The organism is bacterium (genome assembly GCA_021372615.1).
Taxonomy (GTDB): domain Bacteria; phylum Armatimonadota; class Zipacnadia; order Zipacnadales; family UBA11051; genus JAJFUB01.
The window spans coordinates 105,562-120,367 of record JAJFUB010000092.1 but is presented as its reverse complement, the minus strand read 5'-3'; the positions used below and the strand labels follow the sequence as shown (position 1 = coordinate 120,367).

Annotated in this window: 13 protein-coding genes; 10 read left to right on the top strand and 3 right to left on the bottom strand. The window is 67.7% G+C overall.

The window, feature by feature from the left end; genetic code table 11:
* Positions 1-25: 25 nt before the first annotated feature.
* Positions 26-1,261, bottom strand: a complete 1,236-nt coding sequence (locus LLH23_14265) for a hypothetical protein (protein MCE5239636.1) — start codon at positions 1,259-1,261, stop codon at positions 26-28.
* 220 nt (positions 1,262-1,481) lie between these two features.
* On the opposite strand from LLH23_14265, the gene galT reads away from it, so the two are divergent.
* The 9 genes from galT (at position 1,482) to LLH23_14220 (ending at position 11,466) form a co-directional block, all read left to right on the top strand.
* The gene (galT, locus tag LLH23_14260; GenBank protein ID MCE5239635.1) at positions 1,482-2,555 is read left to right on the top strand and encodes a galactose-1-phosphate uridylyltransferase; all 1,074 of its coding nucleotides are present in this window, start codon (positions 1,482-1,484) and stop codon (positions 2,553-2,555) included.
* Between the two features lie 25 nt (positions 2,556-2,580).
* Positions 2,581-4,527: a PAS domain-containing protein gene (locus tag LLH23_14255; GenBank protein MCE5239634.1), complete on the top strand. Its 1,947-nt coding sequence runs from the start codon at positions 2,581-2,583 to the stop codon at positions 4,525-4,527.
* Complete coding sequence (locus LLH23_14250) at positions 4,499-4,900, top strand: response regulator (protein MCE5239633.1); 402 nt, start codon at positions 4,499-4,501, stop codon at positions 4,898-4,900. Before LLH23_14255 ends, LLH23_14250 begins: the two co-directional genes overlap by 29 nt.
* A gap of 3 nt (positions 4,901-4,903) precedes the next feature.
* Positions 4,904-6,136 (top strand): glucose-1-phosphate adenylyltransferase, encoded by a 1,233-nt coding sequence (gene glgC, locus LLH23_14245; GenBank protein ID MCE5239632.1) that lies wholly within the window; start codon positions 4,904-4,906, stop codon positions 6,134-6,136.
* Between the two features lie 42 nt (positions 6,137-6,178).
* The gene (locus LLH23_14240; GenBank protein ID MCE5239631.1) at positions 6,179-7,609 is read left to right on the top strand and encodes a glycogen synthase; all 1,431 of its coding nucleotides are present in this window, start codon (positions 6,179-6,181) and stop codon (positions 7,607-7,609) included.
* 49 nt (positions 7,610-7,658) lie between these two features.
* Entirely contained in the window at positions 7,659-8,762 is a 1,104-nt protein-coding gene (locus LLH23_14235) for an N-acetylneuraminate synthase family protein (protein MCE5239630.1), read from the top strand.
* 65 nt (positions 8,763-8,827) lie between these two features.
* Positions 8,828-9,877 (top strand): Gfo/Idh/MocA family oxidoreductase, encoded by a 1,050-nt coding sequence (locus tag LLH23_14230; GenBank protein ID MCE5239629.1) that lies wholly within the window; start codon positions 8,828-8,830, stop codon positions 9,875-9,877.
* 79 nt (positions 9,878-9,956) lie between these two features.
* Positions 9,957-10,751 carry a tryptophan synthase subunit alpha gene (trpA, locus tag LLH23_14225; GenBank protein MCE5239628.1) on the top strand — a complete coding sequence of 265 codons (795 nt, stop codon included), beginning with the start codon at positions 9,957-9,959 and terminating at the stop codon, positions 10,749-10,751.
* Between the two features lie 76 nt (positions 10,752-10,827).
* Entirely contained in the window at positions 10,828-11,466 is a 639-nt protein-coding gene (locus LLH23_14220; protein MCE5239627.1) for a DUF1559 domain-containing protein, read from the top strand.
* Between the two features lie 74 nt (positions 11,467-11,540).
* Here the strand turns inward: LLH23_14220 and LLH23_14215 are convergent, their stop codons facing one another.
* Together LLH23_14215 and LLH23_14210 are read right to left on the bottom strand one after the other, a co-directional pair.
* Entirely contained in the window at positions 11,541-12,320 is a 780-nt protein-coding gene (locus LLH23_14215) for an amidohydrolase family protein (GenBank protein MCE5239626.1), read from the bottom strand.
* Positions 12,317-13,069 (bottom strand): amidohydrolase family protein, encoded by a 753-nt coding sequence (locus LLH23_14210; GenBank protein MCE5239625.1) that lies wholly within the window; start codon positions 13,067-13,069, stop codon positions 12,317-12,319. The genes LLH23_14215 and LLH23_14210 overlap by 4 nt, the downstream gene beginning before the upstream one ends.
* 117 nt (positions 13,070-13,186) lie before the next feature.
* Here LLH23_14210 and LLH23_14205 point away from each other — a divergent pair, with 117 nt between their 5' ends.
* Positions 13,187-14,698, top strand: coding sequence for a hypothetical protein (locus LLH23_14205; protein MCE5239624.1), 1,512 nt, complete (start codon positions 13,187-13,189; stop codon positions 14,696-14,698).
* Positions 14,699-14,806 lie beyond the last annotated feature (108 nt).

Genomic DNA, 14,806 nt, shown 5'->3' with positions numbered 1-14,806 from the left:
AAGCCCCCGCCCTGCAGCGCCAGCTCTACACCTGCAGCAGCCTGTGCCCCGGCACGCTGGTCGGGCCGCAGCAGCAGACGTAGTTCCCCGGGGTCATACCGAGGTCCGGGCCCAGCTCCCGCCACATCTCCCTAGTCTCCATGCATAGCGACACCGGCGTCTCCGGCTGCAGGCGGCGGATCTCGCCCAGGACGTGGCGGAAGATCGTCAGCCGCATGTCGTGGCTGAACAAGTGCTTGGTGTGGACGCCCGGCGAAAGCTCGGACTGCTGGATGACGAAGTCGCAGTAGAGGGGGTCCAGCAGCTCAATGTCGAGCGCCTCACGCATCTGCCGGGCGTTCATCCACCCCAGCACGTCCATCGAGATGACCTGCGGGCAGACCTGCGCGAAGAGCGCCTCGAGCATCTCCGTGACCTCGCCGCGCCAGTTCACTACCGGGCAGATGGGGGAGAGGCGGACCCGCACCCCGTAGCCCGCCTCCTGGCACTTGTGCATCGCCCCGATGCGCGCCCGCATGGGCGGCGTCTTCCTCTCGATCAGCCGGCTGGGCGTGTCGCTGGCCAGGGACCAGCTTACGAGGGTCTGCCCCCGGTGGTCGAGGTCCAGCAGATGGTCCACGTTGTTGCTCTTGGTGTACAGCAGCAAGAACGCGTCGCGCTGCTGGGCAAAGAGGCTGACCATGGTCTCCGAAGCGCCGTACTCGGGCTCCAGGGCGATGGTGTCAGTCGTGTTGTCGAACTTCCACAGCCGGCACCAACGGTTCTCGGCAATGGCCGCTTGGAAACGCTCGGCCATGCTCTCCAGGTTGGTCATGATGTTCAGGCAACTGCCGACGTGGCAGTAGTCGCAGGCGTGGAGGCAGCCGTAGGCGCAGTGCAGCTCCAGCGCGGTCTGGCAGACACCATTCATCCCGCGCAGGTGGTTGCGGCTGTCGCGCGTCCCGATGATGCCCCCTCCGCCCAGGAACCACTGGCGCAGGTCCGGGTAACGGGCCAGGCGGTCCTGCAGCTCGGCGTCGTCGAGTGTGAAGGCGTTGAGCACGATATCCGGGTCGGCCGGCGTGCGGACGGCCCCGGTGCGGTTGCGTCGCTCGTCGAGCCAGCCGCGCTCCCGACAGGTCTCGGCCAGCTCGGCGGCCGTCAGGATCGGCGGGTCAGGCTGCCCGAAGGCGGCCGCAAGGCGACGCAGGCGGGGCTGAGCGCGCTCGTCGCGCAGCGCCCATTCGGTGACATAGACATGGGGAGGATATACCCGGTACATGCCCGCCATTTCGCGCGGCCCGACAGCGAGACCTTGTGCGCCGGGGAGGCCGTCGCTGGCACAGGACTGGGTGACTCCCGCCATTCACCTTGCCGACGCCTCCGGCGGTCTGCTAAACTAACCATGGGGACGAGGCCGTCGGCCGCAGCCATCCGTCACGCTGCGGGACGGGCGGCCTGTCGGCTGAAAGGAGGTGTGTGGCCCTGCCGGGCCACATCCCATGAGCAACCCCCTGGATGACGCTTCTGAACTCCGTAAAGACCCGGTGCTGGACCGCTGGGTGATCATTGCCGCCTCGCGGGGCAAGCGCCCCACGGATTTCACCTCCGCTCCCGAGCCGAACAAGTCGGCCGGCTGCCCGTTCTGCGGGGGGAATGAGGCCAAGACCCCACCGGAGATCTATGCCGTCCGCGACTGCGGCACCGGGGCCAACGCGCCCGGGTGGGAAGTGCGCGTCGTGCAGAACAAGTTCCCGGCCCTGACCATCGAGGCCAGCCTGCGGCGCTCGGGCATCGGCTTGCTGGACCGGATGGGGGGCTTCGGCGCCCACGAGGTCATCATCGAGACCCCGCACCATGAGGAAGACCTGGCGCTGGCTTCGGTAGATCACATCAACAGTGTCTTCGGCGTGTACCGTGAGCGGCTGGTGGACTTGCGCCAGGACAAGCGCTTTCATCATCTGATCGTCTTCCGCAACTACGGCTCGGCGGCGGGGGCCTCGCTGGCCCACCCGCACACGCAGCTCATCGCCCTGCCGATCGTGCCCCTGCTGGTCAAGGAGAAGCTGAGCGCGGCCCAGCGCCACTACGAGCACAAGCAACGCTGCATCTTCTGCGACCTGGTGGAGCAGGAGACGACGATCCCGGACCGGCTCGTGTCCGAGAACGAGGACTTCGTCGTGGTGTCGCCCTTCGCCTCGCGGTCGCCGTTTGAGCTACTCGTGCTACCCCGGCGCCACATGCACGACTACGCGATGATGACGGAGTCCGAGCAGTACAACTTCGCGTGCATCATGAAGGACGCCCTGATGCGCTATCGCAACGTGCTACAGGACCCGGCGTACAACATGATGCTACAGACCGCGCCCAGTGTCTCGGCCTGCCCCGGGCATCCGGAGTACTGGGGTATGGTTGACCTGCACTACCACTGGCATGTCGAGTTGATGCCACGGCTGACCAAGACCGCGGGCTTCGAATGGGGCACGGGCTTCTACATCAACCCCGTGTCACCGGAGCGGGCGACGATGTTCCTGCGGGGCGAGGTCGAGGAAGAAAGCAAGGCGGCGTCGGCGTAGGACGACCCGCCCGGGATTGTGGCCCATGGACCCTGACGAACACACCCAGGACGCCACCACGGAACAGGTGAACGGCGGCTGCGTGGCGGCAGACACTCGCGATGGGCGTCGCGCCGACCAACTGCAGGTGCAGCTGACCGCGCGCCTGGACGAGGTCGAGAATCTGCAGGCGTTCCTGGCGAACGTCATCAATGCCCTGCAGACGCGCCTGCTTGTGCTCGACGAGAACCTGATCGTCCTGCACGCCAACAGCGCCTACCTGCGCCAGCGCCGCTTGTCGCGGGAGCAGGCCGAGGGGCAGCACATCTCCGAAGTGTTCCCCCACAGCCTGCTGGAGGAGGCCGGGCTGCGGCAGGCCATGCAGAACACGCTGGCCACGGGCGATCGGGTGCGCTGGGCCGGCTTCCGACAGGCGACGGAGGACCACTCCGAACGCATCCTCAATATCGGTCTGGACCCTTGCGTCGGGGCCCGCGGTGAACGGAACCTGCTCATCACCATTGAGGACGTCACCGAACGCCACCGGCAGCTCTACGAGCGCTCGATCCTGCACCAGATCGTGCAGGCGATGCTGGGGATGCACGATCTGCCCCGGCTGCTCCACGCCATCCTGACCGGCATCACGGCCGGTGGCGCCATCGGCCTGGGGTTCAACCGCGCCATCCTGCTGCTGGCCGATGAGGAGGACGGGGTGCTGAAGGCGGAGATGGCGGTGGGGCCCGAGAACCCGGCTCAGGCCAACCAGATCTGGTCGGAGCTGTCGGGGGGGCGTACGCTGGCGGACTTCCTGAGCGCGTTCGACCGCCTGCCCCCGCCCGAGGAGCGTCCGCTCCGGGACCTCGTCCAGCAGCTGTCGTTCCCGCTGAGCGATACCGCAGCGCTACCGATGCTGGCCGCGGCGACGCGCGAGACGGTGCACGTGCTCGATGCCCCCAATGACCCGCGCGTCCCGCCGGAGTTGTTGGGCGCACTGGCGGCCGAAGAGTTTGTGGTGGCGCCGCTGGTGGTGCAGGACAAGGTCATCGGCGTCGCCATCGCCGACAACAGCGTCACCGGGCAGCGCATCAACCAGACCGATGTGCAACTGCTGACCGGTCTGGCCAACCACGCGGCGCTGGCCATTGACAGCGCCCGGCTGTACGCCGCCGAACTGCGCCGCGCCAACGAGCTGGAGGAAGCTTACCGCAAGCTGGAAGAGGCCACGGAGCGCCTGGTACGCTCTCAGGCCCTGGCGGCTATCGGCGAGTTGACGGCGATCGTTGCGCACGAAATCCGCAACCCGCTGTCTACCATCGGCGGGTTCGCCAAGATGCTCCTGCGCCGGGCGGGCGATGTCCAGATCGTGGAGCGCAACGCGCGTATCATCGTGGAGGAAGTCGCGAAGCTGGAGGACATCCTGGGCTCTCTGCTGGACTTCAGCAAGCCCTCGCGGCCGCAGTTCGCCCAGTGCTCCTTGGAGGCCGTGCTGGGGCCGAGCGTGCAGATGGTGCAGCCACGGGCGGAGAAGCAGGGCGTGCGGATCGCGGTGAGGGTCGCGCCTGACCTCCCGCTCCTGCCCCTGGACTGCCGCCAGATGCAGCAGGTTGTCACCAACCTGGCCCTCAACGCCCTTGACGCGATGCCGGAGGGCGGGCTGCTGAGCCTGCACGCCTGGCGCGAGGGGAACGTCGTCAAGCTCGCCGTGGCCGACACAGGCCAGGGCATACCCGTCGCCCACCAGGATCAGATCTTCGACACCTTCTTCACCACCAAGACGACCGGCACCGGGCTGGGGCTGGCGCTGGCCCGCAAGGTGATCGAGGACCACGGCGCCACCGTGGAGGTCGCCAGCACTGAGGGCGAGGGGACCACGTTCACGATCGTGTTCCACCTCGATCAGGTCGTACCGCCGCCGCTGGAGCCGGAAGCCGTCCGGCCGAAGCTACACGAAAGGGGTCGTGTGCATGGGGAAGCCGACACTGCTGGTCATTGAGGACGACGACAATCAGCGCCTGCTCTACGAGGACGATCTGTCCTGGATGGGTTACAACGTGGTGGCGGCCAAGAGCGGCCAGGAGGGGCTCGACCTGCTGCAGAAGCACGAGGTGGACGCCGTGCTCCTCGACATCGCCATGCCGGGCATGGACGGCATCGAGGCCCTGGGCAAGATACTGGACTACGACAACCAACTGCCCGTCATCCTCAACACGGCCTATTCGAGCTACAAGGATGACTTCATGACCTGGGCGGCCGAGGCCTATGTCATCAAGTCGCACGACCTGGCCGAGCTACACGAGACGATCGCGGGCGTGCTGGCCAAGCGCGGCATCGAGGCGCCGGCTCCGCCTCCGGAAATGGAGCGCTGACCGGTGGCCGCCGGCGGCCGCGCCGCGCAGGGCGTGACAGTGATGGTGCTGGCCGGAGGCCAGGGCCAGCGTCTGCACCCACTGACCAGCCAGCGGGCCAAACCGGGAGTGCGCTTCGGCGGCACCTACCGGATGATTGACTTCACCCTCAGCAACTGCATCAACTCGGGTCTGCGCCGCATCCACCTGCTGACCCAGTACGCCTCGACCTCGCTGACCCGCCATGTGCGACGCACCTGGTCGGCGCGCCTGTCGGATGACCTGGACGAGTTCGTGGACTTCGTCCCGCCCCAGCGTCTGGGTGCGGATCGCTGGTACGCCGGGACGGCCGACGCCATCTTTCAGAACCTGTTCGTCCTGCAGGAGGAGCGACCCGCCGTCGTGGTCCTGCTGTCGGGCGACCATGCTTACCGGATGGACTACAGCGGCATGCTGGCCTATCACGAGGAGCAGGGGGCGGACCTGACCATTGCCGCCCTGACCGTCCCGCGGGAGAGCGCGCGGCAGTTGGGCGTGCTGGATGTAGACGACTCCGGGCGGGTCGTAGGCTTCCTGGAGAAACCGGCGGAGCCGCCGGGGATGCCGGGCCGTCCCGAGGTGGCGCTGGCGAACATGGGGGTCTACATCTGGCGGACGCCGGCACTCGTCGAGGCTGTGTCTGCCGACGCCCGCACCAAGAACACCCACGATTTCGGTCGGGACGTCATCCCCACGGCGGTGCAGCAGGGGCGGGCGGTGTACATGTACGAGTTTGCCGATCCCGCTCGCAGCGCCAACCCCTACTGGCGGGACATCGGGACCTTGGAGAGCTACTGGCAGGCGCACATGGATCTCGTAGCGCCCGTGCCCGAGCTGGACCTGTACGACGACCGCTGGCCGATCTACACCTACAAGCCGCCGCTGCCGCCGGCCAAGGTCGTCTGCGGCGCGGGCTCGCGGCCGGCCAGCGTGAGCGACTGCCTGCTCACCGGGGGCTGCATCATCAGCGGCGCCACGGTCAACCGCTCCGTGCTGTCACCCGGCGTACGCGTGGATGCGGGCGCCGAGGTGACCGAGTCCGTCCTCATGGACGACGTGACGGTAGGCGAGGGCGCTTCGCTCAGCCGCGTCATCGTGGATGAGGGCGTGCACATCCCGCCCGGGTTCCGTATCGGCCACGACCCCGAAGTGGATGCGCGCCGCTTCGTGGTGACCTCGGGCATCACGGTCGTGCCCCGGCGCGTGGTGTTGGGGTAGGTAACCGCACTCCGCCGGGCGAGTCTACGAAGGGATTCCACCATGAAAGTACTGATGATATCGTTTGAAGTGGCGCCGTTCTCGAAGGTGGGGGGGCTGGCGGATGTCGCCGGGAGCCTGCCCAAGGCCCTCGCCCAGCGCGGGGTGGACATCCGCGTCATCACCCCCAAGCACCGCTCGGTGCTGCAGGGCGACTTCGAGCTGACGCGCGTTCTCGAGCCCGTGCATGTACCCATGCCGACCTACACCAGCGGCTGCGCCATCGAGCAGGCCTTCATCCCCGGCACGGAAGTCCCCGTGTACTTCGTGGAGCACAACCTGTATTTCGATCGGCAGTCCATCTACGGCACCGGCGGGGGCTACGGCGACCAGTTCGAGCGCCTGGCGTTCTTCTCGCGGGCCTCGCTGGCGGCGCTGGAGGGCCTGGAGTGGCAGCCGGACGTGCTACACCTCAACGACTACCACACGACCCTCGCGGCAGCCTACACGCGCCTGTGGGACCTGCCCTATGGCACACTGTTCACGGGCCACAACCTCGGTCCCGGCTACCAGGGCGCCTTCCCGTGGGACCAGATCAGCAAGGCCGGGCTCGATCTGGGCGACAAGCGCGTCGAGAGAGCGCTGTACGACGGCCAGATCAACCTGGCGCGTCTGGGCTTCATCTACTGCGACCTCATCAACGCTGTCAGCAAGGGTTACGCCAGGGAGATCCGGACCCCCGAGTTCGGGGCCGGGGTGGATGATCTGGCCCGGGCGCGGGTCGAGGACCTCAAGGGCATCGTCAACGGGATTGACTACGACGTATGGAACCCGGCGGGCGACGCCTCGCTGCCGGCGAACTTCTCGGCCGCGGACCTCGCCGGCAAGGCCGTGTGCAAGGCCGCGGCGCAGCAGGAGTTCGGCTTGCCCGTGAATCCCGACGTGCCGTTGATCACGATGGTGACGCGCCTGGACGCCCAGAAGGGCCTCGACCTGCTGGAGAACGTCGCTTCCGGGCTGGAGGGTGTCCAGTTGGCGATCCTGGGCACCGGTGATCCGCACTATGAGCAGTTCTTCAGCGATCTGGCTGCCCGGAACAGCAATGTGGGCGTCAAGCTGATGTTCTCGGCCCAGCTCGCCAAGCTGCTGTACGCCGGGGGTGACATGTTCCTGATGCCCTCGCGGTACGAGCCGTGCGGCCTCGGGCAGATGATCGCGCTGGCGTACGGCAACCTCCCGATTGTCAGGGTGACCGGGGGCCTGGCCGACACCATCAAGGAGAAGGGCCGTGCGCCGAACGGCTTCCGGTTCGAGGAGTACGATGCCGCGCAGATGATGGCAGCTATCGGGCGGGCCCTGGAGGCGTATCGCGATCGGGAGCGCTGGAGCGGGCTGGTGCAGAACGCCTTCGCCTCGGACTTCTCGTGGGATGCTTCGGCGAAGCAGTACCTGTCGCTGTACAAGCAAGCCGCCGCGCGTGCGACAGCGCGGTAGATGTCGGTTGCGCAGTCGCACTCACCAACATAAGGAACCGCATCCACCCTTGATCCAACTACACCACCACGCGGTAGGCGGAGACGCCCCCATCCTGATCGTCGCCGAGTGCGGCATCAACCACAACGGCTCCCTGGACATGGCGCTGCGGATGATCGAGGCGGCGTCGGCGGCCGGGGCCGGGGCGATGAAGTTCCAGCTCTTCCGCGCCGAGGGGATGTACACGCCGCGTGCCGGCATGTACCCCACGGCCACGGGCGATCTCGTGCCCATCTACGAGCTGATGCGGGAGGTGGAGCTGCCGCTGGACTGGCTGCCGCACCTGTCGCGGGCCTGCCGCGACCACGGCGTGGACTTCATCATGACCATCTGCGACGAGTGGTGTGTCGCACAGATGGATGAGGTGGACTTCGACGTCTACAAGATCGCCTCGTACGAGATCGAGCACGTGCCGATGCTGGCCGAGATCGCGCGGCGCGGCAAGCCGATCTTCCTGTCCACCGGCGCGGCCACGATGGCCGAGGTGGAGGAAGCCATGGCCGTGTTGTCTCCCGACGGGACGCGGCCCATCGGCCTGTTCCAGTGCACCGCGAAGTACCCCGCGCCCGAAGAGAGCCTCAATCTGGCGGTCATGCGGACTTTCGCGCAGACCTTCCCCAACGCGATCCCGGGCTTCTCGGACCATTCACGCGACCCGCTCAAGGCCCCCGTGCAGGCGGTCGTCCACGGGGCGCGGGTGATAGAGAAGCACTTCACACTCGACCGTAACCTCCCCGGCGCCGACCACAGCTTCGCCGTGGAGCCGGAGGACATGCGCAACCTGGTCGCCGCCGTACGCGAGGCCGAGGCCCGCCTGGAACGCGGTTCTCCAGAGCCGGAAGTCGCCGTGGATCCCCTCCTCGCCGGTGACGGCGTCAAGCGCGTGGAGCCGGTCGAGGGCGGCCTGCGCGGTTTCGCGACCCGTGGTGTCTTCAGCATCGCGGACATCGAGCCGGGCGAGCGCTTCAGCCCCCGGAACCTGCGGGTCCTGCGCCCGGGCGAGCTGCCGCAGGGGCTGCATCCGCGACACTACGCCGAGCTGGTCGCCGGGGGCGTCGCCGCCCGGGACCTTCCCGCCTGGACCGGCCTGCAGTGGGACGACGTACAGGGCTGACCACCCGCAGGGAACGGGCACTCTGCGGACGAGGGACCCCTCGGAGTACATCACCGGAGGCTTCCATGGATAGGGTACGCATCGCCGTCATCGGCTGCGGCGGCATCAGCGCCGCCCACATCAACGGCATCCTGGCCGAGCCGCGCGCGGAACTGGTCTACTGCGTGGACGTGGACGAGGCCCTGGCGCAGGCCAAGGCGGAGAAGGCCGGCTGCAAGTATGCGACCGACTGGCTGAGCGTTCTCGACGACGTGGACGCGGTGGACATCTGCACCCCGCCGCACCTGCACGCCGAGATGACCATCACCGCGGCGCGCGCTGGCAAGCACGTGCTATGCGAGAAGATCATGGCTATCAGCCTCGACCAGGCCGAGGCGATGGTCGCCGCGGTGGACGAAGCCGGCATCGTGTTCATGGTTGGCTTTGTGCTGCGCTACCGGCGCGAGTTCATGATCCTCAACGAGCTATGCCGCAGCGGCAAGCTCGGGCAGATACACCAGGCCTATGCCCAGACCTCGATGCAGCTCGGCGTGCCGCCCAAGGAATGGCGCCGCAGCGTGCAGACCCACCCCTTCGGCTGTTTCATGTCCCACGGCTGCCACTACGTGGACCAACTCATCTGGCATGTCGGGGAGATCGTCGAGACCGCCTCGGTGGGCAATGCCTTCACCTTCGGCGACTGGATCCCCGGGGGCGATGACACCACCTGCGCGGTCTTCAAGCACGAGAACGGCGCCGTCAGCGCCTACGTCGAGAGCTGGGCCACGCCATACCCGATGACCCCGCTGAAGATAGACATCTATGGCAAGGCGGGCTCGGCGCGTGTGGAGTACCTGCGCGACGGCCACCGCATCGTCGACCTGCACAACGCCGACGGCTGGCAGCGCGTCTGGGAGTTCGACCCGAGCAACCAGGAGATGATGGATGTCTTCGGCGGCGCCAAGGACATGCACGGGCAGATCAGCCATTTCGTCGAGTGTATCATCGAGGGCAAACAGCCCATGACCCACGGGCGCGAGGGGATCAAGGCGATGCAGGTGATCTCTGCTTCCATGGAAGCAGAGCGCACGGGCCGGATCGTGAGCGTGCCGGACTTCATGGCCGCGCGCGAGTAGCGGGACGTTCCGCCGTCGTGGGAGCGGTCACCGACCGCGACCGGTCGCAGTGACATGCCTACCGGAAAGACAGGAAGCCATGATAGACCGCATCCACAAGGCCTTTGCCGCCGCCAAAGCTGAGCAGCGCGGGGCCCTCATGCCCTATGTCACGGCCGGCGACCCCGACCTGACAGCCTCACGGGCCATTCTGGAGGCCATCGAGCGCGCCGGCGCCGACCTGGTCGAGTTCGGCATTCCGTACTCCGACCCGCTGGCCGACGGGCCTGTCATCCAGGCCGCGGCCCAGCGTGCGCTCAAGTCGGGCGCGACACTGGCGGGGGTGCTGGAGCTGGTCCGTGGCTTCCGCGCCGACGGCCACGAACTGCCGCTGGTCATCATGACCTGCTACAACCCGATCCTGCAGTACGGGCCGGAGCGCTTTGCGGCGGACCTGGCAGCGGCCGGGGGCGATGGCGTGCTGATCACCGACCTGCCGCCCGCGGAGAGCGAGGAGTGGGTGCGCCTCGCGGGGGAGAACAGGCTGGGGACGGTCTTCCTGGTCGCGCCGACGACCCCACCGGAGCGGGTATATCTGGCTACGGAGCGCGCCACGGCCTTCGTGTATGCCGTGGCACGGGCGGGCGTGACGGGGACACGCGATGAGCTGCCGGCCGATCTGGCGCAGCTCATCGCCAACATCCGCGCGCAGACCGACCTGCCGGTGGCGGTGGGCTTCGGGATCAGCAAGCCCGAGCACGTGCGGCAGGTGTGGGAGCTCGCGGACGGCGCCATCGTGGGCAGCGCACTGGTGAAAGTCATCGCCGAGCATGTGGGGCAGGCGGGGCTGACGGCGGCCGTGGAGGAGTTCGTGCTGGGGCTGCGGGGTCCCTAGGTCTTGCGAAAACCGCACAAAAAGAGCACAATACGCGCAAGTGAGCAACTACAACTCAGCGCGAGGTGCCCCTCCCATGCGACGCGGTTTCACGCTCATTGAGTTGCTGGTCGTGATCGCGATCATCGCGATCCTTGCCGCGATTCTCTTCCCCGTCTTCGCCAAGGCCAGAGAGAAGGCCAGGGCGGCAAGCTGCCAGAGCAACCTCAAGCAGATGGGCGTTGCTCTGATCATGTACAACAATGACTACGACGAGACGAACTTGAAGCGCCGGGTCAGCAGCACGGCTCCCACCAGCATGTTCTGGTACAACGTCATCCAGCCCTACGTGAAGAACACCCAGCTCAACCTGTGCCCGAGCTACCCGTGGAATGGCGGCTGGTGCACGAGCTGCGACCCGTGTCGCCCGAACAGCACGCGCTCGTACGACATGGCTTGCGAGGGGAGCCTGCGCTCCATGGCAAACGGGCCCCGCGAGTCCGAGATACAGGCGGCGGCGACCACCATGTGGGTGTTCGACTGCTACTGCGAGTACTCGGCCAACCCCATTGCCACCAGGTATTCTGTGGGTTGGTTTCTCACCAACCAGACGGGTGTCGCGGCATGGCGTCACAATCAGGGCATGAACGTCTGTTTTGTGGACGGTCATGTGAAGTGGGTGAAGTGGATCAAGGCCAGCGACTTGAGCATTGATCCGACTGACGACATCATGTAGACGCCGTCCCCCCAAAGGAGCGGCAGGGCCCGCCAACCTGGCGGGCCCTGGCTATCCTGCGCTTTGGCTCTCGACTACAGCGACAGTGGCCGTGAAGCGTTGTTGTGGCGCACCGCCTCCAGTTCCTCCTCCGTCAGCCCCGCCTCCACCAGCTTCAGGTGCGCCGCGCCCATGTAGAAGTAGGGCGCGTGGCTGCCCAGCACGACGTGCTCTAGCCCCACCGTCTCGATGAGTAGCCGCACCGCTTCCACCCCCTCCAGTCGCGAGATGTCCAGCCACACGCGCCCCTGGCGGATGGTCCCCGCCAGCGCCTGCGCGTGGGGCATTCCGCAGCCGCAAAGCAAGAACGCCTGCTGCGGGAACGCCTGCAGGAGCGGCTTCATCGTCATCGCCACCGGAGGCACGAGGCACGTCCAGTGGTGCAGCCGTTCATCCACGAACTTGTGGTAGATGGCGACCGGCACCGGCTGCGTGGGGCCGGACGTCCCGGACGGCCCCAGCGCCGTCAGTAGCTCCGGGACACACGCGTCATCGAGCGCATACCCGTGGTAGTTCGGATACAGCCGCACCCCTGCCATTCCCGCGGCCAGCGCCTCCTGCAGGTCACTCTCCCACGCCGGGAAGGCGGGGTTGATCGTGGCCCACGGGCGCAGGCGGTCCTCGTGGCCGGCTAGGCCCGCCAGGAGGTCGCGATTGGCCTGCCCGCAGTCGCGGTAGAAGACGCCCTCGAAGGCGCCGACCCAGGCCTGGTCCACGCCGTGGCGGTCCATGAGCCGCAGCAGTCCCTCAGCGTCGGCGTGCTCGAGTTTGCGGAAGGGCCAGTGGCCCAGGTGGCAGTTGGTGTCAATGGTCATGATGGCATCAGTCCCAACAGGTTCCCCCCGAGAATGAGGCGCTTGTCGGCCTCCGGGATGTCGGCGCCGACGACCTTGCCCAGTTGTGAGGCGAAGCTGCGCCCGGTGGCATCGGAGCCGAACACGAGCCGCTCGGCCCCCAAGAGCCTCACCGCAAGCTCGGTGAAGCCCGCCTCGGGGTCGTTGCCGCAAGTGTCGGGAATGATGTTGGGCTGGCCCTGCACCAGGCGCAGGCCGCGCTCCCAGTCGCCGCCGGCGTGAGCCATGATGAAGTTGACGCGCGGGTGGCGCCGCGCGAGGGCCAGCAGGTGCCTCGGCTCGGACTCGGTCGGCATGTTGCCGGTGGCCTTGAACCAGGTGTGCTGCAGCACCGGCAGGCCGAGCTCGGCCGCCAACTCGCAGATCGGGTCATTGCCGGCGTGGTCGCAGAGCTGGCAGACCCACAGCTTGATCCCCCGGAAGCCCCGCTCGCGGTACTCGCGGATCAGCTCCAGCGACAGGTCGGGGTAGTTGGGGCTGGCGTAGACGAAGCCGATGAAGCGGTCGGGGGCCAGGGCCACGGTGCTGGCGGCCCACTCGTTCTGCCGGCGCAGCTCGTCGGCGTCGGGCTGGACGACCAGGCAGTCTCCCAGGCAGATGCAGGCCTGGTGTATGCCGAGGCGATCCATGCAGCGCAGCGTACGCGCCACGGCCTCGGTCTGGGTCTCGCCAGGCCGGCACATCAGGTGGACATGACAGTCAATGACCAAGGGCGGTCACCTCGGTGTGCATGATGGGGCGCCACTTCGTCACCGGGGAGGGTTAGGCCTGCCTTGGGCAGGCCAGGCGCAGCAGCATGGCGAACACGGCCGCGACAGGAGGCGCCCATGCAAGCCGTGAAGCTCGCCGGAACGTCGGTTCAGGCCCTGCGCATCCGCCAGGGCCGCGTTCACTTCGCCGCCCCGAAGCATGATTCGCCGCAGTCCATGTGGTGGCAGTTCGCGCTGGACGACACAGCCGGTCCGCACGTGGATTGCGTGTGGGAACACACGGAGGAGGTGCTGGGCGGGGGCAGTCTGGGGGCTGCCGTGCCTGTCTACCGGCAGGACGGGCCCTGGCGGCGCGTGCCGGTACGCGGGTGTCACTTCGATGCTGAGCGCCACGAGTTGCACTTCCGCGTGCCTACCGCCGGCGGTCGCGTCGAGGTCGCGTACTGCTATCCGTACGGCCCCGACCGCGTCGCCGACCTGCTCGCGCGGCTGGCGCAGACGCGCGAGGGGCGCGTGCGGACCATCGGCCAGTCCGAGCAGGGCCGTCCCTTCCCACTGCTGGAGGTGGGGCACGGCCCGCGTCACGTCTGGCTCACGGCGCGGCATCATGCGGGGGAGGTGTCGGGCGCGTATGTGCTCGAGGGGCTGCTGCGCCGGGCTGTGCGCTGGCCGGAGTTGTTGGACCGCCTCACGATCCATGCGGCCCCGGCCATGGACGTGGACGGCGTGGCCGGGGGCATGTATGGCAAGGACCGGACGCCACGGGACTACAACCGTGACTACGTGGCCCAGCCCTGTCGCCCCGAGGTGGCGGCGCTAATGCGGGCCGCCGAGGCGGTCGGGGAGGCGCACATCTTTGTGGACCTGCACGCCCCGGCCCCGGGCGATCGCAGTTTCTTCATCCCCGTCGAGGAACCCCTGGCGGGGCTGGATCACTGGCAGGCCGCGTGGGAGTTGGCCCGCCTGGTGGAAGCGCTGGCGCCGGCCGGCTGTCCCTGTCGCGTGGCCGACATCAGCCGGCACTCGCTCCGCTGGTATGGCGACCTGATGCGCCAGGTCTCGACGAACTACTTCTACCACCGCTTCGGCGGCCTCTCGATGACCCTGGAGACGACCTATCATCGCTCGTGGAACGGCCGTCTGGTGACACCAGGCGCCTGGCAGGGCCTCGGGCGGGCGCTGCTGGAGGCCATCGCCGTCCGGGAGGGCCTGCTGCCCGCCCCGGAGGTGTCAGGCATTGAGCTGCCCGAGTCCACAGTCCCGCGCCTGGCGAAGTGGTGGTGCCTGTTTGTGCCGGAGGGTATCGAGCTGCAGGAGCAGGCGCGCTCGCTGGCCCTGACCGGGGCGGGGGAGAGCACGGCCGCCGCGGTGATGGCCCGCCCGTTGCGCCAGGAGGGGCCCCAAACGACGTTCGCGTACCGCCTGGAGGGGACCCTCAGGGAACTCGCGGTGGTCGCCAAGGGCTTCGACAGCGCGTCGGGGCTGGCTGCGGGGACCCACGACCGCGTTGTCGTGCCGCTGACGCCGTCGCGCACGTGGCAGACGGCCTCGGTACCGCACAGCCAGGCGGCGTACCGGCTGATCTTCCGGGCGGAGGGGCTGGCGGGGAAACTGGAGTTGCGTACCTGACGACCCCGGCTTGACACCCCTCGCCATCTCCGGTATCCTCCTAGTTCGGAGGGGAACTGCACTCACCTGTGAGTGCAGTTTGCTGTGCCGGTTAGGCACTTTGCGGAG